The following is a 19,211-nucleotide window of genomic DNA, read 5'->3' as shown; positions in this document are numbered from 1 at the left end:
TTTTGTTTCATGATCGCCTGAACGTGCGCGGCCGGCTCCGCATCGTCTGAGGTGCGGTATTTCCAACCGGCGCGTAGCGTGGCCAGGAACCTGATCCCGTCTTGGGAGCGACCGATTCTCGCCTCGCGGCACGGCCTTCCCGAGGGGTCCCGGACCGCCTTCATCAGGTGTCGTTCAGCCCCTTCAACCGCTGCGGCAAGCCGCTAACCAACCACAGGATGCAGGCGTTACTTCTGCAATGGCTTTCACCCGGTCAGGCCCCGGTCGTGCCGGGTTGAGGGGTCGGGATGGCCCGTCCCCTTCGGGGGACACACGTCGCGACACGTCATTGATCAACTCGACGCTCTGCTGTCCATCCCGTACGTGTGCATGCCGCGCGGAAGAAATTTCGCGCATGTCCACACGCCATCGTGCCTTGCCCGATCGATGCTCACTCATTTCTAACCAATATCGTGATCATGTGGGTGCACGGCAGATGGTCCGGCTGCTGGTAGAGGAGGCGCGCGCGAATGCTGTTCAACTCGAGCGACTTCCTGCTGCAGTTCCTGCCCGTGGTGTTCCTGGGCTTCCTGCTGCTCGCGGGCCTCGGCTGGCAGCGCTGGGTCGGCCTCTGGCTGACAGCATCGTCGCTGGTCTTCTATGGCTGGTGGGCCACCTCCAACGTGTCCCTGCTCATCGCCAGCATCCTCTTCAACTACACGATGGGTGGTCTGCTTAGACGCCGGCGGAGCCGCCTGCTGCTGGCAGCGGGCATTCTCGGCAACGTGGCGCTGCTGGGCTATTTCAAGTACACCGGCTTCGCGGTCGAGGTGCTCCGCGACCTTGCCGGCGCCAACTGGGCCGTGCCGCACATCATCCTGCCGCTTGCGATCTCGTTCTTCACCTTCCAGCAGATCGCCTACCTCGTGGATGCCTATGATGGGGCCATCACCGAGCACGACTTCCTGAACTACGCGCTTTTCATCACCTTCTTCCCGCAGCTTATCGCGGGACCCATCACCCACCACCGCGAGATGCTGGCGCAGTTCGACGACCCGGACCGGTTCCGGCCGCGCTGGGACCTGATCGCGCTTGGCGTGACGATGTTCTGCATCGGCCTGTTCAAGAAGGTCATGGTCGCCGATCCGTTCGGTACCTACGCGACGCCGGTCTTCGAGGCGGCGCGCGAGGGCGGCGTGCAGCTGATCGAGGCCTGGGGCGGCGCGCTGGCCTACGCACTGCAGATGTATTTCGATTTCTCCGGCTACTCGGACATGGCGATCGGGCTGGGCCTGCTGTTCGGGATCATGCTGCCGGCCAACTTCAACAGCCCCTACAAGGCCCGGAACGTGATCGAGTACTGGTCGCGGTGGCACATGACGCTGACGCGGTTCCTGACGGCGTATATCTACAATCCGATCGTGGTCGCGATCACCCGCCGCCGGGCCGCGAAGGGACTGCCCCTGCCCAAGCGCGGGCGGATGACCGCGGGCACGTTTGCTGCCCTCGTCGCCATTCCGACGGTGATCACGATGCTGATCTCGGGGGTGTGGCACGGGGCGGGGTGGCAGTTCCTGATCTTCGGCCTGCTGCACGGCGTCTTTCTGGTGGTCGCGCATGGCTGGCGGTGGTGGAAGGTGCGGCGCGGCCTGCCACTCGACAGCGGCGGCCGCGTCAGCATGGCGGGATCGGTGCTGTTGACGTTCCTGTGTGCGACGGTGGCGCTGGTGTTCTTCCGCGCGGACAGTGTCGGTGCTGCGCTTGACGTCCTGCGCGGCATGGCGGGTCTGAACGGTGTCACCCTTCCAACGCCGTTCCAGCGCCTGCCGGGCTTTGCCGAGGCCGCGGCGTGGTTCGGCGTGGGCATTGGCAACATGCCGCTGTTCGATGCGTGGCTGGTGATCCGCATTGCGGTGTTCCTGTTCGTCGTCTGGGCGCTGCCCAACTCGAACCAGTGGCTGCGCGACTATCCCACCGCGCTGGGCCTCCGCGTCGAGCCGAACTGGCTTCAGCGCTACGTTCCGATCACCCGGTGGCGGCCTACGCCCGCGTTTGGCCTGCCGCTGGGCGCCGTGGCGATCGTCACGATCCTCTACGCGATCTCGGTGGCCCCGACCGAGTTCCTGTATTTCCAGTTCTGAAGGCATGTTGAGTGATGCTGTCCTGGTTGCCTGAACACCCCGATCTCGGACGCGCGCTCAGCGGGGCGCGCGCCATTGCGGATCCGATGGACCGGCTTCGCGCGGCGGTCCGGTTGGCCGGGCACGACCGCGACGTCGTGGCGACCGGTCGAGTCGATCGGCTCGCTGGTGACGGGCTGCGCGGTGGCGGGCCCGACGGCATCGCGGCGAACGGCCTTTCGCCCCTGAGGATCGCCGTTCTTTCCTCCCATACCGTCGACCACCTGATCCCCGCGATCCGGGTGGCGGGGCTGAACCACCGGATGGCGTTGTCCATCCATGTCGGCGCCTACGGGCTTTACCGCCAAGCGCTGCTGAACGGCGATCCCGAACTTGCCGACTTCGCTCCTCAGCTCGTCGTGCTGGCGCTCGATATGGCGGCGGTGCTGCCGGGGCTGCCACTCGGCACGTCGCAGGACGAGGTCGAGGCCGCGGTCGCCGCGGCGGTCGAGGACCTGCGGCTGCTGTGGCGCCAGATACGCGCGCGCTACGGGGCGCAGCCTGTCCAGCAGACGCTGGTCGATCCGTCGCCTTCGCTGTTCGGGTCGTTCGACGGGCTTGTGCCCGCTTCGCCTGCCTCGCTCTGCGCGCGGCTCAACGCGGCGATCCGCTCGGCCGCCCGCGAAGACGGCGCGCTCCTCCTGGACGTTGACTGGCAGCTGCCGCCGCGATGGGGCGAGGCCGAGCGCGTGGACCCCGTGCGATGGCATCAGGCCAAGCAACTGGTGAATCCCACATTTGCCCCGCTTTACGGGGACCTCGTGGCCCGCGTCGCGGCCGCGCTGGCAGGAAGGTCGCGCAAGTGCCTGGTGCTTGACCTCGACAACACCGTCTGGGGCGGGGTCGTGGGCGATGACGGCGTCGAGGGCATCAGGCTGGGCCAGGGCAGCGCCGAGGGCGAAGCCTTCCTCGCCTTTCAGCGCTATGCGGCGCGGCTGGCCGAGCGCGGGGTCATTCTCGCGGTCTGCAGCAAGAACGACGATGCCGTCGCGCGCGCGGCTTTCGACCAGCACCCCGAGATGGCGCTGCGCCATTCGGACATCGCCTGCTTCGTCGCGAACTGGACCGACAAGGCCACCAACCTCCGCGAGATCGCCCGACGCATCAACATCGGCACGGACAGTCTCGTCTTCGTGGACGACAACCCCGCCGAGCGCGCGCTTGTGCGGCGCGAACTGCCCGAGGTCGCGGTGCCCGAGCTGCCGGACGACGTCTCGTACTATGCCGCCCGGATCGCGCAGGCCGGCTATTTCGAGGCCGCCTCGCTGACCGGGGACGACCTTTCCCGCAGCCGCAGCTATGCAGCCAACGCGCAGCGCGCGGCGGCGATGGAGACGGCGACCGACATGGACGGCTATCTGCGAAGCCTGGAGATGCGTCTGACGGTGCGTGAGATCGGCCCGATCGACCGGCCCCGGGCCGCTCAGCTCATCAACAAGAGCAACCAGTTCAACCTGACGACGCGGCGGCGGACCGAGCAGGAACTCGAGGCGCTGCTGAAGGATCCCTCCGCACTCGGCTACGGCTTTCGGCTGAGCGATCGATTTGGCGACAACGGCCTGATCAGCGTCATCCTCGCGCGACCTGACGCGGCCTGGCCCGACGACGATCTGCTGATCGACACGTGGCTGATGAGCTGCCGCGTGTTGGGGCGCGGCGTCGAAGCAGCGGCCCTCGCGACGTTGGCGAAGGCTGCGATCCGGCGCGGGGCAGCCGCGCTGATCGGTGAATACCGCCCCAGCGGCCGCAACGGCATGGTTGCGTCGCACTATGAGCGTCTGGGATTCTCGCCAGTCGAGACCCCGTCCGGCGCGGCGGCCGACGCGCGCTTCTGGCGGTTGCCGCTGGCTGGCGCCGACCTGCCCACCCCCTTCATAGCAGTGGAACTGATTCAATGACGGAAGCCGAACTCTACGACGCCTTCACCGAGGTTATCCGCGACGTGTTCGACGACGACACCATCGTCGTGGGTCCCGAGACGACCGCCGAGGACGTCGAGGGCTGGGACAGCCAGGCGCATGTGATGCTGATCGTGGCGACCGAACAGCGGTTCGGCGTGCGTTTCCGGGCATCGGAGTTCGAGAGTCTGCGGAACGTGGGCGAGTTCGTCGCGTTGATCGCCACGAAGCTGACGAGCAGATGACGCAGGTCGCGAGCCACGAAGCTGCCGATGAACGGACGTCCGGTTCGGCATCCATGCGCGGCTACGTGCTTGCGCTGGTGGCGGGAGCGCTCCTCGTGCTTGCAGGCCTGGGAACGACGCTCGCCGTGTTGTCCGCGCGGGGAACGCTGCCGCCGCCGCAGTTTTCCAACAGCCTCTGCATGGACGAGAAGCTGCGCGCGATGCGGGACAGCCCCCCGCAGGATCCCGATCTTCTCGTGGTCGGTTCGTCGGTGGCGTGGCGCCACTTCAACAGTCCTGCGGCGGCTGCGGCGCAGCCGGGTCTCAGGCCGTACAATGCTGGGCTATGCGGCGCCAGCATCGCCCAGACCGAGGTGGTCGTCGACTGGCTGGCAGACCGTCTGTCTTCGGTCGAGCGCATCCTGCTGATCGCGTCGCCGCGCGATTTCGAGAACTGCGGGGGCGACCAACCCTCGCGCTTCGACGTTGCCGCGGTGGACCGCTACGTCTTTCAGGGCGCGTGGCCGCTGCGCTACTACCTGCGCTACTTCGACCCGCCAACGTTTGCGCGCAACGTTCGCGCGGTGCGCGAGAATCGGGGCAACCTCCAGACGTTCGACGCGCTCGTCTTCAACGAGTTCGGCGACGGGCCGATCGAGCCCCCGCAGGACCGCGGCCTTCTTTACGGAGATGTCACGATCGACCCGGTCTGCTATTCCGCGCTGCGGCGGATCGCCGTCGGGCTGGATGAGCGCGACGTTCAGTTCGACGTGGCGATGACCCCCCTCCACCCCGAGTGGCTTCGCACCTTCGACGGGGATGGGAAAACGACCGGCGCGATCGACTCGGGAATACGAGAGGCGAGTGCCGGAACCGGCGCATCACTGCTGCGCGCCGATCCGCAACTGGGCCCCGCGGCGTTCTTCGACGCCATCCATATCCGCTGGTCGCAGACAGACGAGTTCACCCGCGCACTCCTCGATTAGGCAGCGGCGGGGCACACCGCAGAATGCGGATTGGACATCCGGATTTCGGCCGCTGGCGAGGGGGAGCGCCGCAATGGACTCGGGGGTGGCGGCCGCGAGAGGAACAGATGCCCCCGAACGGGGCGCGCCAGTCGCGCGCCCCTCGGGACGGTTCAGAAGAAGCCCAGCTTCTTGGGGCTGTAGCTGACCAGCATGTTCTTGGTCTGCTGATAGTGATCCAGCATCATCCGGTGCGTTTCGCGCCCGATGCCGGACTGCTTGTAGCCGCCGAAGGCCGCGTGGGCCGGGTAGGCGTGATAGCAGTTCGTCCAGACCCGGCCCGCCTTGATCTCGCGGCCCATCCGGTAGCAGGTATTGATGTCGCGCGACCACACGCCCGCACCCAGGCCGTAAAGCGTGTCGTTGGCGATCTGCAGCGCCTCGTCACGGTCCTTGAAGGTCGTGACCGACACCACCGGGCCGAAGATCTCCTCCTGGAAGATCCGCATCTTGTTGTTGCCCTTGAAGATCGTCGGCTTGATGTAGTAGCCGCTGGACAGTTCGCCCCCAAGGTCGGCCGCCTCGCCCCCGGTCAGGACCTCGGCACCCTCGCTGCGGCCGATGTCCAGGTAGGACTGGATCTTGTCGTGCTGTTCCTTGCTGGCCTGCGCCCCGATCATCGTGTCGGATTCGCGCGGGTCGCCCTGCTTGATCGACTCGACCCGCTTGATCGCCCGTTCCATGAACCTGTCATAGATCGATTCCTGGATCAGCACGCGCGACGGGCAGGTGCAGACCTCGCCCTGGTTGAGCGCGAACATGGCGAAGCCTTCCAGCGCCTTGTCGAAGAAATCGTCGTCCTCGCGGGCGACGTCCTCGAAGAAGATGTTCGGCGACTTGCCGCCCAGCTCCAGCGTGACCGGGATCAGGTTGTCCGATGCGTACTGCATGATCAGCCGCCCGGTCGAGGTTTCCCCGGTGAAGGCGATCTTGGCGATGCGCTTGGAACTGGCCAGCGGCTTGCCGGCCTCTAGCCCGAAGCCGTTGACGATGTTGAGCACGCCCGGCGGCAGCAGGTCGCCGACCGTGTCGATCCAGACCATGATGGACGCAGGGGTCTGCTCGGCCGGCTTCAGCACGACGCAGTTGCCGGCGGCCAGAGCCGGCGCCATCTTCCAGCACGCCATCAGCAGCGGAAAGTTCCACGGGATGATCTGGCCGACAACGCCCAGGGGCTCGTGGAAGTGATAGGCGACGGTGTCGTCGTCGATCTGGCTCAGCGTGCCTTCCTGGGCGCGCAGGCAGCCGGCAAAGTACCGGAAATGGTCGATTGCCAGCGGCACGTCGGCCGCCATCGTCTCGCGGATCGGCTTGCCGTTGTCCCATGTCTCGGCCGAGGCGAGCAGTTCAAGGTTCTGCTCCATCCGGTCGGCGATCTTCAGCAGAACGTCCGCGCGTTCCTGCACGCTAGTGCGGCCCCACCTGTCGGCGGCGGCGTGGGCGGCATCCAGCGCGGCCTCGATGTCATCGGCGTCCGACCGGGCGATCTCGCCCACAGTGGCGCCGGTGATGGGCGTCGAGTTGGTGAAATAGCGCCCTGACTTCGGCGCCACCCACTGACCGCCGATGAAATTGTCGAAACGCGCGGCGAACGGCATCGTGCTGACGCCCTTGAATTCGTGCCGCTGGTCGTTGGCCATGTCGTCTTTCCTCCCCTTGGCCCGGATCCTCCTCCGGGGTCGGCCATGATGCTGGCGCGCGAATGGTTGCCGGTCAACGCGGGGGATCGGGTTTACCACGCCCGACTGTCTCGCGAGCGAGACAGTCAGCGCCCCTCCAGGCCCAGACGGCGCATCCGGCGGTAAAGCGTGGCGCGCCCGACCCCCAGGGCACGCGCTGCCGCCGACACGTTGCCGTCGGCCCGTGCCAGCGCGCGGATCACTGCGGCGCGCTCGGCGCGCTCGAACCCGGCCAGATCGTCGTCGCGGCCGAGCAGATCGATCAGCGGACGCGGCTTCAGCGCCCCTTGCCGCGGCAGACCCAAGGCCCGCCGCGCCTCGCGGGTGGCACCGATGGCCAGGTCGTCACGGTCCACGGCCAGCAGACCCTGCTCGCCCTCACCTGCCACGACGAAGCGCGCCGCGGGGAAGGCGGCGCGGAACCAGGCCGTCTCTATCTGCCGGGCAGTCTGGCCGACGAGCGCCACGATCATCGTGTTCAGCGCTTCGGTCTGGTCGGCACGGGCCGAGGACACGTCCAGGGCCGCGATCACCCGCCCCTCGGGATCGTGGATCGGGGCGTCGAGGCAGCTCATTCCCGTGTTGCGCGACAGGAAATGCTGATCGCGGTGGATGACAACCTGGCGGCCTTCGACGAGGCAGGTCCCGATGCCATTGGTCCCCTGCGCCGACTCGGACCAGTCGGTACCAGGAACCAGGTTCCAGGCGTCGAACACCGCCGCGTCGGCCGCAGCCGTGCGGCGCTCCAGCAGGATCCCATCGCCGTCGGTGAGTGCCACGGCGCAGCCCGATCCGCAGACGATCCGGTACAGTTCGTCGATCGGCTGGGTCGCCACGGTCAGGAAATGACCCAGCGCCTCGCGCCGCGTGGCCAGCTCGGTCTGGGCCAGCCGCAGGTTGTGGATCTCCGCGGCCGGGTCCAGGCCGTGCCGCAGCGCCGAGCGTCGCCAGCTGGCGGTGAGCGGCGTCAGGTCGTCCGCGGCGTGGGCCCGTTCGATGACACGATCGGCGTGATGACGCATCAGGGTGATTCGACCTCCTCCTCGTGGTCACTATAACCGGGAGAGGAGGTCGGGATCGCTGCGTGCAGTGCTTCGCTCGGCGGACAGCCCGATCCGGCGTCGATCCGCCGGCCGACGGCGATCACGCTCGACCGCACCGAAGCGGGCCGATTGTACGCTGATCATCAGCACTGCGGGTCGCCCGACGTGACCCGTCGGGCGACCGTGGAGTGGCAGGCGGTCAGTTGCTGGCCGGCGAGCTTTGGCCGTCTGTTGACGCAGAGCCGTCCGCGGGCGTTGCGTCCGCCGCAGGTTCCATCGGGACGCCGCCGGTGGCGGTGGACTTGCCCGCCCCTTCGCCTTGTCCCGGAGCCGCGGGATCGGTCGTCACGGCGCCGTCCGCCGGCGTCGCGTCAGCAGCGGGTTCCATCGGGACGCCACCGGTGGCGGTGGACTTGCCCGCCCCTTCGCCTTGTCCCGGCGCCGATGGATTGGTCGACACGGCACCGTCTGCCGGCGTTGCGTCAGCGGCCGGTTCCATCGGGACGCCGCCGGTTGCGGTGGACTTGCCGGCTCCTTCGCCCTGTCCCGGGGCCGACGGGTCAGCCGGCACGGCGCCGTCCTCCGCCGTGGCGTCGGCAGCGGGCTCCATTGGCACGCCGCCCGTCGCCGTGGACTTCCCGGCGCCCAGACCAGCGGCAGGGGCCGACGGATCCGTCGCGGCGCTCTCGCCGGTCGCAGCGTCAGCGGGCGTCGCGGACCCGGCCGCGGCCGAGGTTCCGGCCTGTGTCTCGATCCAGCTGGTCAGCTGCTCGATCTCGCTCTGCCTGGACTGGACCGCCTCTTCGGCCATGCCGCGCATCGTCTCGTCGCTGCCGAATTCGATCTGTGCCTCGGCCAGACGGACGGCGGCCTGATGATGGGCGAGCATGCTGCAGGCAAAGGCCAGATCCGGGTTCTCGTTCATCATCCCCCGAAGCATCGGGATCTGAGTTTCCATCGTGCCCCGCATCATCAGGCCGCGATGGCCCGGCATGTCATGCATGGGGCCGGGCCCCATGCCGGCCGTGTCGGCAAGGCCGGATGTGCAGGCCTCCGGCAGTTCCATCATCGCGGGCGGCCCGCCCGAGGGCGTGGACGGGGCCGGGCTCTGGGCTTGCGCCGGCGCGGTCAGCATCAGGGGCGTGATCGCGGCGAACAGAACGGTTTTGATCGTCATCGGGTTCTCCTGGGATACGGTGATGCCGTGAGTTTCCCCACGTGAGGAAGGCCGTTGCCCACCAAAAACGACAACCCCCCGCGGCAACGACCGTTCCCCTCGGGGGCGCTCGGTCTTCCTCCTGTCCGGAAATCCGCCGATCACAAAGGTCGGAACCACGCGCAGGGCTAGTGTAGGGAGTCGATACCGGCCCCCATCGCGGGCGCGACGTGTGTTCTGACCGATCCTGCTGCGAGCGCACAGCACATCCGCCGCTCCCGGGCGCGCTCTGCATGAATGTCAACAATCATGTTGACAGCTTTGATCACAGTTCGTAGCCCACCAGCCAGAGGTCCCGTCACCCGACGGGCCAGTCCGAGGGCAGGAGGAACGACATGGCGGCCGCATCCAGGATTCGCTCGGTAGAGGCACGGACGATCAGGGTTCCGCTCGACAACCCGACATCCTTCTCGACCCGTGAGGTCCACCATCGGGACTACGGGATCGTGCGGGTCACGACCGAGGATGGCAATCAGGGGATCGGCTTCTGCTACGGCGGCAGCGACGCCGGCCGGCTGGTCAGCCATGCTGTGCGCGAACTGTTTGCGCCGCTGCTCGTCGGCCAGGATGCGACCCGGGTCGAATGGCTGTGGGATCGCATGTATGGGAACGGCATCCTGCAGGGGCGGGCCGGTGCCGCGATGCGGGCACTGTCCATTCTCGACGTGGCGATCTGGGACAGGAACGCGCGGGCTGCCGACATGCCGCTCCACCGCTTTCTCGGTGGCTATCGCGACGAGACGGTGCCCGCCTACGCGTCAGGGGGCTACTACCTGGACGGCAAGACGCCGGACATGCTGGGCGAGGAACTGGCGGGCTATGTCGCGATGGGCTTCAAGGCCGTCAAGATGAAGGTCGGCCGCCTGGATCCGGCCGGGGAAGAGGCGCGGATCCGCGCCGCGCGCGAGGCGATCGGCCCCGAGGTGCTGCTGATGCTCGATGCCAACAATGCCTGGCGCGACCTGCCCACCGCGCTGCGCTTCATGGACCGCTACGAACCCTATGATCCCTACTGGATCGAGGAGCCGTTCCCCGTCGACGACATCGCCAATCACGCCCGCCTGGCCGAGCGCACGCGCGTGCCCGTTGCCACCGGCGAGATCGAGGCCGGCCGCTGGCGGTTCAAGGACCTGCTGGACCACGGTGCGGCGGCAATCCTGCAGACTGATGCCGCGGTCTGCGGCGGGATCAGCGAATACCGCCGGATCAGCGCCACGGCGGCGAGCTATGGCGTGAACCTGTGCCCGCACTGGTTCCACGACCTGCACATTCACCTGGTGGCGTCGGCCCCGAACGGGCAATTCGTGGAGTTCTTCCCGGACGACCAGGTCCTGAACTTCCGCCGCCTCGTGGACCGGCAACTCGAGGTTCGGGACGGAGAACTGGTGCTGCCGACTGGACCGGGACTCGGTTTCGGCTTCGACGAGGACGCGCTGGGCCGCTATGCCGTGGACGATTGGTCCTGAAGAGGCAAAGAGAGCAGATCATGACTGAAGCACCCAAGGGCGTCCTGTCGCCCGTCGTTACCCCCTTCGACGGGGACCTGAAGCCCGACACGGAACGCTGGCTGGCGCATTGCCGCTGGCTGCTGTCGCAGGACTGCGGTCTAGCGATCTTCGGCACGAACAGCGAGGCGAACTCGCTGTCCGTCGCAGAGCGGCGGTCGCTGCTGGAGGCCGCGGCGCAGGCGGGACTCGATGGCGCCCGGATGATGCCGGGGACCGGCAGCTGCGCGTTTCCGGAAGCCGTGGAACTGACCACGGCGGCCGTAAAGGCCGGCTGCGCGGGTGTCCTGATGTTGCCGCCCTTCTACTACAAGGGTGTCTCGGATGACGGCATGTTCGCCTTCTATTCGGAGGTGATCGAGCGCGTCGGGGACGAGCGGCTGCGGATCTATCTGTACCACATTCCCCTGGTCGCCCAGGTGCCGATCTCGCTGGACCTCATCGCGCGCCTGCTCAAGGCGTATCCGGGCACGATCGCCGGAATCAAGGACAGCTCGGGTGACTGGAACAACACCCGCGCGATGATCGAACGGTTCGACGGGTTCGACGTCTTCTGCGGGTCGGAACAGTTCCTGCTCGACACGATGCGGGCCGGCGGGGCGGGCTGCATCAGCGCCACGGCCAACATCAACCCGCACGCCATCCACGATCTTTACGCCAACTGGCAGGCTGCCGATGCCGATGCCCGGCAAGAGGCGATCACCGCGTTCCGGATGGCAATCGCCAAGCTGCCGATGATTCCCGCCCTCAAGTCGGTGATCGGGATCTGCACCGATGATCCGGAGTGGGGCCGCGTCCGGCCGCCGCTGGTCCGGCTCGACGCCGCGCAGATCGCGGAACTCGGGGCGACCCTCGAGCGGTTCGGTTTCGACATGCCCGGACGCCGCGAGGCCGCCTGATGGCGCGGGTCGCGGTGATCGGCGCCGGCGTCATGGGGCGGGCCATCGCCGCGACCTTTGCGGGGGGCGGGCTGCCGACGGTGCTGGTCTCGCGCGATCCCGACCGGCTCGGTCCGCTGCCTGCGGGCGTAGCGGCCCGGGCGACGCTGCCCGATGCCCCGCCCGAGCTGGTCATCGAGGCCATTCCAGAGGATCTGCACCTCAAGCGCAACCTCTTCCTCGATGTCGAGCGGCGCTATGCAACGGACGGCCCGGGCGACCGGGGGCCAATCCTCGCGTCGAACACCTCGGGCCTGCCGCTGCAGGAGATTGCGGCGCCGCTGGCGCGGCCGGACCGGTTCCTGGGCATCCACTACTTCTTCCCGGCCGATGAACTGCCGCTTGTCGAGGTGATCCGGGTGGCGCAGACCACGGACGCCACGGTCGCCACGGCGCGCGGTCTTCTGGCGCAGTCCGGCCGCGACAGCGTGGTGGTCCCCCAGCCCGTGCCGGGCGGGCTCGTCAACCGGCTGCAGCACGCGATCCTGCACGAGGCCTATCACCTGATGTCGCGCGGGCTTGCCACACCCGAGGACATCGACAAGGCGGCGCGCTGGCTGCTCGGCCCACGCATGTGCGTGTCCGGCCTCCTCGAACAGAAGGACCTCGGCGGGCTGACGGGCCACATCCTTGCGCAACGCACGATCGTGCCCGATCTCTGCCACGATGCCGCGCCCAACGCCGATGTGCAGGCGATGCTGGAGCGTGGAGAGACGGGCATCGCGACGGGCCGCGGCTTCTACGACTGGACAACGCGCGACGGCGCAGCCGCCGGGCGGCAGGCCGCCGAGCGGCTTCGTGCCCTGCTCGATTTTCTGGAGGCGAAACCATGAGCGTCGCAGGCATCGACAAGGTCGCGGTGGTCGGAACCGGGCTCATCGGTTCGGCCTGGGCGGCGCTGTTTCTCGCCCGCGGGCTTGACGTGGTCGCCGTCGATCCCGATCCGGAGGCCCCGGCGAAACTCGCCCGCACCGTCACCCGCATGGCCGAGGCGCTGCGCGCCGCGGGAATCGTGGGCGAGGGGACCGAAATCGCGCCCGAACGCGTGAGGTTTGCCAGAGAACCGGGGTCGGAGCTGAACGGGGTCGGCTTTGTCCAGGAGAACGCGCCTGAACGGGTCAAGCTGAAGCGCGATCTCCTGCGCAGCATCGAGGATCACGTCTCCCCCGATACCATTCTTGCGAGTTCGACGACCGCGCTGCGGGCCAGCGACTTCCAGACTGGCTGCCGGCACCCCGGCCGGGTGATCGCCGGGCATCCGCTGAACCCGCCGCACCTCATCCCGCTGGTCGAGGTGTCGGGCGGCGCGGCCACCGACCCTGCGATCATCGACCGCGCCATGGCGTTCTATGAAGCGCTGGGCAAGAAGCCGGTTCGTCTCAATCGCGATATCGAGGGGCATATCGCCGGCCGCCTGTCAGCGGCGCTCTGGCGTGAGGCCGTGCATCTCGTCGAGACGGGCGTCGCCAGCGTCGCCGACATCGATGCCGCCGTGATTCACGGTCCGGGCCTTCGCTGGGCCGCGATCGGACCGCACCTGACCTATCACGTCGGCGGGGGCGCCGGCGGGATCGCCGCCTATCTCGCGCATCTGGGTCCCAGCCAGGAAAAGCGCTGGCAAAGCCTCGGTACACCGCGCCTGGACGACGCGTTGAAGGCAAAGCTGACCGAGGGCGTCGCGGCGGAGGCACAGGGCCGGACCATCGACGCGCTTGAGGCGGAGCGTGACGCCCGCATCGCTGCGACACTTCGCGCGCTCAAAACCTGACCCCTCGGCCGCGGCCGGTGTCGCGTCTCAGACGAAGCGCGCCCGAAGGGTCTCGATGTAGCGATCCTTGGCCGGTGCGAGATGGTCCCGGCACAGGCGGACCAGCCGCTCGCGGTCGCTGCTCTCGATCGCCTCGATCATCTCCCGATGCGCCCCCGCCGCCCAGAGGAGATAGGCGCGGTCGTTGACGAAGATCGAGCGATAGGCATGCGACTTCTGCGCAAAGGTCTTGATCGCCTCGATCAGCGCGGCATTCCCGCAATGCGCAAATAACGCCTCGTGAAACAGGATATTGGCGCGGAACACCTCGCGCCGGTGGCCGCTGTCGATCGCATCGGCGTGGCGCTGCTGCAGGGTGCGCAGCCGGGCTAGGTCCTGCTCGGGGAGGGGCAGGGGGATCAGCGAGGCGGCGTGCCCCTCCAGCAGTTCGCGGACCGCGTTGATGTCCTCGACCTCGCGGATCTCGTAAAGCTTGACCACGGCGCCGCGGTTCCGCACCCGCTCGACGAGGCCCAGATGTTCCAGCCCGACCAGCGCCTGCCGCACGACGTGGCGCTTGACGCCGAACTGCTGCGCAAGGTCTTCCTCGATCAGCCGTTCGCGCGGCTGCAGCCGGCCGAAGACGATGCTCTCCTCAAGCCGCCGGGTGAGGTCCTGAATCAGATCATCGCCGCTCAATCTGCCCCTGTCCCGCTGCGCGGCAGGCTCCTCAGCCCGATCCGGCGCGTTGTCGTCCGGAATCCCGGGGGCACTTTCCCTGGCCGTTGCCATCATTCCCGGCTCCCCGGCAGGTCGTCCCCGAGATCGCTCGCTTCGCGCGGCTTGCGCAGCTTGCGACCGATCGCAGGGAAAAGCGGTGTCGACTGCAGGATCGACAGCAAGGCGATGGCCAGCAGGACGACGGCTATGGGGCTCTGCATGAAGAACAGCCAGTTGCCCTGGCCGATCAGCAGGCTCTGCTGAAGGCTGGTATCCAGCACCGGGCCAAGAATCAGGCCGATCACCAGTGGCGGCGTCGGAATGCCGACCTCGTCGAAGACAAAGCCCAGCATGCCGAAGACCAGCATCAGCCAGACATCGAACATCGAATTGTTGAGCGCGAAGGAGCCGACCACCGACAGCACGATGATGACCGGCCCCACGACCCGGTTGGGGATCTTGGTGACGGCCACGCAGGCGCGGGTAAAGAACAGCCCGACGACGAACAGCGCAACGTTGGCGAACAGCACCGCCCACAGCAGCGTGTAGGTGACGTCGCCATATTCGGTCATCAGGGTCGGGCCGGGCAGGATCCCGTGCACCATCACCCCGCCGAGCAGCACCGCGGTCGCCGATGAGCCGGGGATCCCGAGCGCGATTGTCGGGACCAGCGCACCGCCGACGACGGCGTTGTTCGCGGCCTCGGGCGCGACGATGCCCGCCGGGTGGCCGGTGCCGAACGCCTCCTTGTTGCGCGAGAACCGCTTGGCCTCGTTGTAGGCGAACCACGAGGCCGTGTCGCCGCCCGTCCCTGGGATGAGACCCGTCAGCACGCCGATCGCGCTGGACCGGACGCTGTTCGGCAGAAGTTCGCGGAACTGGGGCCAGGTCGGCAGCATCCGGTCCCGGATGCTGGACACGCGCCCCTCGCGGTCGGCCTCGCTCTTCAACATCAGCCGGATCGCCTGGGGCACCGAAAACAGCCCGATCAGCGCCACCGTGAACTCGACACCGCTGAACAGGTTCAGGATGCCGAAGGTGAAGCGGGGCGTTCCGGTCGTGGGATCCATGCCGACGGTGCCGATCAGCAGCCCCAGCACACCGGCGAAAAGGCCGAGGATCGTCGATCCCTGCGACAGCGAGCCGATGATGGTGATGCCGAGCACGGCCACGGCAAAGATCTCGATCGGTCCGAAGTTCAGCACGATGCGGCCCAAGATCGGGGCGATCGTCAGCAGCGCGATGGCCGAGATCGTGCCGCCGATCAGCGAGGCGGTGAGGGACAGGCCCAGCGCGCGGCCGGCCTCGCCCCGCTGCGCCATGGGAAACCCGTCCAGCACGGTGGCGGCTGCCGCGGGCGTCCCCGGCGTCCTGAGCAGGATCGCGGCGATCGAGCCCCCGTACATGGCGGCCAGATACAACGAGGCGAGCATCGACAGCCCGGTTTCGGGCTCCATGGAGAAGGTCAGCGGCAGCAGCAGCGCGATCGCCATGGTCGCGGACAGTCCAGGCATGGCGCCGATCACCATGCCGATCATCGTCCCGCCCACGATGGCCGCAAGGTTGACTGGGACGAAGACGTTGGCGAGGCCGATCCAGAGGAACGATTCGGGCATGATCTTCTCCTCAGGCGCCGGGATAGAGCGGGACGGGAAGGTTCAGGAACCAGATGAAGATCAGCCAGATCACGCCGGTCACGGCGACGATCGTGATCCCGATGCCCCGCCAGCCGACCGGCCGCAGCGCGATCAGGGGAAGGGCCAGCATCAGCGGGGTGGCCACCAGGTAACCTGCGACCGGGATCGCCCAGGCATAGACGAAGATCAGCGCCACGAAGGCGACGCCGATCAGAACCTTGCCCGGCTCCGGCAGGGTGACGAGCGGCCCTGCGGCCGCCCCATCCGCCAGCCGCGCGCGCCGCAGGCGGACGACCTCGCGCACCACGGCCAGCGTGGCCAGCAGGATGAGAATGATGGAAAGCAGCTGCGGCAGGCGCCGCGCGGCGCGCGGATAGTCGGCGGCCTGACCGTACATGTAGAACGCCACGCCGATCGCGACGACGGCGACGAGAATGCGCCCCATGTCTGTGTCCCCTGTCGCTGAAGAGCCGGGAGGGACGAGCGCCCCTCCCGCATTGGGCGTCAGTCCGCCTGGACGTCGTCCTTGATCGTCTCCCACACGCCCCGGAACTCTTCTTCCTGGCTCTTGAGGAAGGCGGCATAGTCGTCGCCGGGGATGAAGTCGATGTTGATCGCCTGCGCAGCGGCCGCTTCCTGGAATTCCGGGTTCTCGACAACCCGGGTGAAGGCGTCGATCAGGTGCTGGCGCGCCTCTTCCGGCATGCCCGCCGGACCGCTGTAGCCGCGCGAGGAACCCGCAACGACATCGTAGCCCAGTTCCTTGGCGGTCGGCACGTCGGGCAGTTCGTCCAGCCGCTCTTCGGCAAAGACGACAAGCGCGCGCAGGTTGCCTTCCTTGACCTGCGGGTAGGTGATGCCGACGTTGTTGAAGCTGGCGTCGATCTTGCCCCCCATCGCGGCCGTCCAGGAGGGACCGTCGCCTTCGAACGGGACCTTCTGGAATTTCACGTCGGCCGCCTGCTCCAGCAGCACCGAGGTGAAGAAGTCGTCACCGCCGACGCCCGAGTTGCCGATGGTGACCGTGCCGGGATTCTCCTTGGCCGCGGCCATCAGGTCCTCGAACGTCTGGAACGGGCTGTTGGCGGGCACGACGGCGACGCCCGGGTCCGTGACGACGTTGGCGATCGGCGTCAGTTCGTCGATCGTGTAGGTGATCGAATCATTCATGATGTAGTTGGTCATCAGCATCGGGGTGTTGGTGATGCTGATCGTCTCGCCGTCCGGTTCGACCTGCTTGGCCAGCTGGGTCCAGGCAATCGCACCGGTGGCGCCGGGCTGGTACTGGTTGACGAAGGTCACCCCGCCGAGTTCCTCGGCCAGATAGGGCTGCACCAGCTGCGCGAGCGTGTCCGACCCGCCGCCGGGGGCAAAGCCTTGCAGGACCGTGACGCTGTCGCCGCTGCCGTAATGCACCTCTTGCGCCGCTGCCGGCGAGATCGCCGCGACCAGGGCCGCTGCCGCGGTGCTGGCCAGAATGTAAGACGTCCGCATATGATATCCTCCCGTGATAGCCGCGCCGGACCGGTGCGCTGCGACGATGGTTCTACGGGTCTGCCGGCAAAGCTGTCAAACATATTGTTGACAATCTGGCGGAAGACGCTTTCCTGCAGGCCGACCTGCAAGATGTGAGGAACGACATGAGCGGTACCGCAAGCGGGATGCGCAAGGGGCTGACGAGCTATGGGGATTCCGAGTTCTCGCTGTTCCTTCGCAAGGCCTTCATCAAGGGGATGGGCTATTCCGACGACGCGCTCGACCGGCCGATCATCGGCATCGCCGACACCTCCAGCGGCTACAACGCCTGCCACGCCACGGTGCCGGATCTGGTCGAGGCCGTAAAGCGCGGGGTGATGCTGGCCGGTGCCCTGCCGGTACCGTTCCCGACGATCTCGATCCACGAGTCGTTCGCCTTCCCGACCAGCATGTTCCTGCGCAACCTCATGGCGATGGACACCGAGGAACTGGTGCGGGCGCAGCCCATGGATGCCGTGGTGCTGATCGGCGGCTGCGACAAGACGGTGCCGGCGCAGCTGATGGGCGCGGCGAGCGCGGGGGTGCCGGCGGTGCAGCTGGTGACCGGGCCGATGCTGACCGGCAGCCACCGCGGCGAGCGGGTCGGCGCCTGCACCGACTGCCGCCGGTTCTGGGGCCGCTATCGAGCCACCGAGATCGACGAACAGGAAATCGCCGACGTCAACAACCAGCTTGTTCCCGGCGCCGGGACCTGCGGGGTGATGGGAACGGCAAGCACGATGGCGCTGGTGGTCGAGGCGCTCGGGATGATGATGCCGGGCGGCGCCGCCGCGCCCGCGGTCTCGGCCGACCGCCGCCGCATCGCCGAGGCCACCGGGCGCTGCGCGGTGGATCTCGCCGCGGCGCGCCGCACGCCCGATCAGATCATGACCGCCAAGGCGTTCGAAAACGCGCTGACCGTGCTGCTGGCGATCGGCGGCTCGACGAACGCCATCGTGCATCTGGCCGCGATGGCCGGCCGGCTGGGGCTGAACCTCGACCTCGACGGCTTCGACCGGATCGGCCGGCGGGTGCCGGTGCTGGTGGACCTGAAGCCGTCGGGCCAGCACTACATGGCAGACCTGCACGACGCGGGCGGCCTCGCCACGATCCTGCGGGAGTTGCGCGACCTCCTGCATCTGGACTGCCTGACGGTGACCGGGCGGACACTCGGCGAGGAACTCGGCGCGGCGCCGCCGCCCTGGCCGCAGTCGATCGTCGCACCGCTCGACAGCCCGATCTATCCCGAAGGGGGGATGGCCGTGCTGCGCGGGAACCTCGCCCCCGGGGGGGCGATCATCAAGCAATCCGCCGCCACCCCCGGGCTCTTGCGGAAGACCGGCCGTGCGGTGGTCTTCAGCTCGGTCGAGGACATGGCGGCACGGCTGGACGATCCCGAACTCGACGTGACCGAGGACGACATCCTGGTTCTGCAGAACACCGGCCCCAAGGGGGCCCCCGGCATGCCCGAGGCGGGCTACATCCCGATCCCGCGCAAGCTGGCGGCAAGGGGGGTCAAGGACATGGTACGGATCTCCGACGCCCGCATGTCCGGCACGGCGAGCGGCACCATCATCCTCCACGTCACGCCGGAAAGTGCCGTGGGCGGGCCACTCGGGCTGGTCCGGACGGGCGACGTCATCGAACTGGACGTGCCGTCCCGCAGGATCGAGCTGCGGGTCGAGCCAGACGTCCTGGAAGCGCGCAGACAGACCTTCGTGGCGCCGTCCCACGCGGATGCCGATCGCGGCTACAAGAAGCTGTTCCTCGACACCGTGCTGCAGGCGGATCGCGGGTGCGACTTCGACTTTCTGGTGCCGCCGGAGGCTGGCCCGACCGACAAGGCGGACTGACCCTTTACCGGGGGACCTGACAACAACCGGCGATGTGGATCGACTGGGGTAG

The 19,211-nt window shown here is 67.9% G+C and carries 16 protein-coding genes; 9 read left to right on the top strand and 7 right to left on the bottom strand.

Annotated elements, in window-relative coordinates; all coding sequences use genetic code 11:
* Nucleotides 1-509 precede the first annotated feature (509 nt).
* The 4 genes from Q0938_RS06825 to Q0938_RS06810 are packed head-to-tail and all read left to right on the top strand — an operon-like array spanning nt 510 to nt 5,267.
* Nucleotides 510-2,120 carry an MBOAT family O-acyltransferase gene (locus tag Q0938_RS06825; protein WP_299360480.1) on the top strand — a complete coding sequence of 537 codons (1,611 nt, stop codon included), beginning with the start codon at nt 510-512 and terminating at the stop codon, nt 2,118-2,120.
* Nucleotides 2,121-2,134: 14 nt separating this feature from the next.
* Nucleotides 2,135-4,057, top strand: coding sequence for an HAD family hydrolase (locus Q0938_RS06820; RefSeq protein WP_299360478.1), 1,923 nt, complete (start codon nt 2,135-2,137; stop codon nt 4,055-4,057).
* Nucleotides 4,054-4,302, top strand: a complete 249-nt coding sequence (locus Q0938_RS06815) for an acyl carrier protein (protein WP_299360476.1) — start codon at nt 4,054-4,056, stop codon at nt 4,300-4,302. Before Q0938_RS06820 ends, Q0938_RS06815 begins: the two co-directional genes overlap by 4 nt.
* Nucleotides 4,299-5,267 carry a hypothetical protein gene (locus Q0938_RS06810; RefSeq protein WP_299360474.1) on the top strand — a complete coding sequence of 323 codons (969 nt, stop codon included), beginning with the start codon at nt 4,299-4,301 and terminating at the stop codon, nt 5,265-5,267. Before Q0938_RS06815 ends, Q0938_RS06810 begins: the two co-directional genes overlap by 4 nt.
* A gap of 152 nt (nt 5,268-5,419) precedes the next feature.
* Here the strand turns inward: Q0938_RS06810 and adh are convergent, their stop codons facing one another.
* The 3 genes from adh to Q0938_RS06795 form a co-directional block, all read right to left on the bottom strand.
* Entirely contained in the window at nt 5,420-6,946 is a 1,527-nt protein-coding gene (gene adh, locus Q0938_RS06805) for an aldehyde dehydrogenase (protein ID WP_299360472.1), read from the bottom strand.
* 125 nt (nt 6,947-7,071) lie between these two features.
* A complete protein-coding gene (locus Q0938_RS06800; RefSeq protein ID WP_299360471.1) occupies nt 7,072-8,007 on the bottom strand; it encodes a GAF domain-containing protein in 936 nt (311 codons plus the stop codon).
* Between the two features lie 220 nt (nt 8,008-8,227).
* The gene (locus Q0938_RS06795) at nt 8,228-9,205 is read right to left on the bottom strand and encodes a DUF305 domain-containing protein (RefSeq protein ID WP_299360470.1); all 978 of its coding nucleotides are present in this window, start codon (nt 9,203-9,205) and stop codon (nt 8,228-8,230) included.
* Nucleotides 9,206-9,579: 374 nt separating this feature from the next.
* Between Q0938_RS06795 and Q0938_RS06790 the strand changes: the two genes are divergently transcribed.
* Genes Q0938_RS06790 through Q0938_RS06775 form a run of 4 tightly spaced genes read left to right on the top strand, consistent with a single transcriptional unit; the run spans nt 9,580 to nt 13,455 of the window.
* Nucleotides 9,580-10,710, top strand: coding sequence for a mandelate racemase/muconate lactonizing enzyme family protein (locus Q0938_RS06790; RefSeq protein WP_299360469.1), 1,131 nt, complete (start codon nt 9,580-9,582; stop codon nt 10,708-10,710).
* Between the two features lie 20 nt (nt 10,711-10,730).
* Nucleotides 10,731-11,648, top strand: a complete 918-nt coding sequence (locus Q0938_RS06785) for a dihydrodipicolinate synthase family protein (RefSeq protein WP_299360468.1) — start codon at nt 10,731-10,733, stop codon at nt 11,646-11,648.
* A complete protein-coding gene (locus tag Q0938_RS06780) occupies nt 11,648-12,520 on the top strand; it encodes a 3-hydroxyacyl-CoA dehydrogenase NAD-binding domain-containing protein (RefSeq protein WP_299360467.1) in 873 nt (290 codons plus the stop codon). The genes Q0938_RS06785 and Q0938_RS06780 overlap by 1 nt, the downstream gene beginning before the upstream one ends.
* A complete protein-coding gene (locus Q0938_RS06775) occupies nt 12,517-13,455 on the top strand; it encodes a 3-hydroxyacyl-CoA dehydrogenase NAD-binding domain-containing protein (protein ID WP_299360465.1) in 939 nt (312 codons plus the stop codon). The genes Q0938_RS06780 and Q0938_RS06775 overlap by 4 nt, the downstream gene beginning before the upstream one ends.
* A 27-nt stretch (nt 13,456-13,482) precedes the next feature.
* On the opposite strand, the gene Q0938_RS06770 is transcribed toward Q0938_RS06775, so the two are convergent.
* The 4 genes from Q0938_RS06770 to Q0938_RS06755 form a co-directional block, all read right to left on the bottom strand.
* Entirely contained in the window at nt 13,483-14,133 is a 651-nt protein-coding gene (locus Q0938_RS06770) for a GntR family transcriptional regulator (RefSeq protein ID WP_299360463.1), read from the bottom strand.
* A gap of 92 nt (nt 14,134-14,225) precedes the next feature.
* Nucleotides 14,226-15,770: a tripartite tricarboxylate transporter permease gene (locus tag Q0938_RS06765; RefSeq protein ID WP_299360462.1), complete on the bottom strand. Its 1,545-nt coding sequence runs from the start codon at nt 15,768-15,770 to the stop codon at nt 14,226-14,228.
* Between the two features lie 10 nt (nt 15,771-15,780).
* Nucleotides 15,781-16,236 (bottom strand): tripartite tricarboxylate transporter TctB family protein, encoded by a 456-nt coding sequence (locus tag Q0938_RS06760; RefSeq protein WP_299360461.1) that lies wholly within the window; start codon nt 16,234-16,236, stop codon nt 15,781-15,783.
* 59 nt (nt 16,237-16,295) lie between these two features.
* Nucleotides 16,296-17,285: a tripartite tricarboxylate transporter substrate binding protein gene (locus Q0938_RS06755; protein WP_299360460.1), complete on the bottom strand. Its 990-nt coding sequence runs from the start codon at nt 17,283-17,285 to the stop codon at nt 16,296-16,298.
* 146 nt (nt 17,286-17,431) lie between these two features.
* Between Q0938_RS06755 and Q0938_RS06750 the strand changes: the two genes are divergently transcribed.
* Nucleotides 17,432-19,159 carry an IlvD/Edd family dehydratase gene (locus tag Q0938_RS06750; RefSeq protein ID WP_299360458.1) on the top strand — a complete coding sequence of 576 codons (1,728 nt, stop codon included), beginning with the start codon at nt 17,432-17,434 and terminating at the stop codon, nt 19,157-19,159.
* Nucleotides 19,160-19,211 lie beyond the last annotated feature (52 nt).

Origin of the sequence: uncultured Paracoccus sp. (assembly GCF_947496875.1) — a bacterium.
In the GTDB taxonomy this organism is placed as follows: Bacteria; Pseudomonadota; Alphaproteobacteria; order Rhodobacterales; family Rhodobacteraceae; genus Paracoccus.
Note: the sequence above shows the minus strand (reverse complement) of the source record. Positions and strands in the feature narration are given on the sequence as shown.

Excerpts from the sequence above, each read along its gene's own strand:
- Q0938_RS06825 (WP_299360480.1), top strand. The coding sequence starts at position 510 with ATGCTGTTCAACTCGAGCGACTTCCTGCTGCAGTTCCTGCCCGTGGTG.
- Q0938_RS06820 (WP_299360478.1), top strand. The coding sequence starts at position 2,135 with ATGCTGTCCTGGTTGCCTGAACACCCCGATCTCGGACGCGCGCTCAGC.
- Q0938_RS06815 (WP_299360476.1), top strand. The coding sequence starts at position 4,054 with ATGACGGAAGCCGAACTCTACGACGCCTTCACCGAGGTTATCCGCGAC.
- Q0938_RS06810 (WP_299360474.1), top strand. The coding sequence starts at position 4,299 with ATGACGCAGGTCGCGAGCCACGAAGCTGCCGATGAACGGACGTCCGGT.
- adh (WP_299360472.1), bottom strand. The coding sequence starts at position 6,946 with ATGGCCAACGACCAGCGGCACGAATTCAAGGGCGTCAGCACGATGCCG.
- Q0938_RS06800 (WP_299360471.1), bottom strand. The coding sequence starts at position 8,007 with ATGCGTCATCACGCCGATCGTGTCATCGAACGGGCCCACGCCGCGGAC.
- Q0938_RS06795 (WP_299360470.1), bottom strand. The coding sequence starts at position 9,205 with ATGACGATCAAAACCGTTCTGTTCGCCGCGATCACGCCCCTGATGCTG.
- Q0938_RS06790 (WP_299360469.1), top strand. The coding sequence starts at position 9,580 with ATGGCGGCCGCATCCAGGATTCGCTCGGTAGAGGCACGGACGATCAGG.
- Q0938_RS06785 (WP_299360468.1), top strand. The coding sequence starts at position 10,731 with ATGACTGAAGCACCCAAGGGCGTCCTGTCGCCCGTCGTTACCCCCTTC.
- Q0938_RS06780 (WP_299360467.1), top strand. The coding sequence starts at position 11,648 with ATGGCGCGGGTCGCGGTGATCGGCGCCGGCGTCATGGGGCGGGCCATC.
- Q0938_RS06775 (WP_299360465.1), top strand. The coding sequence starts at position 12,517 with ATGAGCGTCGCAGGCATCGACAAGGTCGCGGTGGTCGGAACCGGGCTC.
- Q0938_RS06765 (WP_299360462.1), bottom strand. The coding sequence starts at position 15,770 with ATGCCCGAATCGTTCCTCTGGATCGGCCTCGCCAACGTCTTCGTCCCA.
- Q0938_RS06760 (WP_299360461.1), bottom strand. The coding sequence starts at position 16,236 with ATGGGGCGCATTCTCGTCGCCGTCGTCGCGATCGGCGTGGCGTTCTAC.
- Q0938_RS06755 (WP_299360460.1), bottom strand. The coding sequence starts at position 17,285 with ATGCGGACGTCTTACATTCTGGCCAGCACCGCGGCAGCGGCCCTGGTC.
- Q0938_RS06750 (WP_299360458.1), top strand. The coding sequence starts at position 17,432 with ATGAGCGGTACCGCAAGCGGGATGCGCAAGGGGCTGACGAGCTATGGG.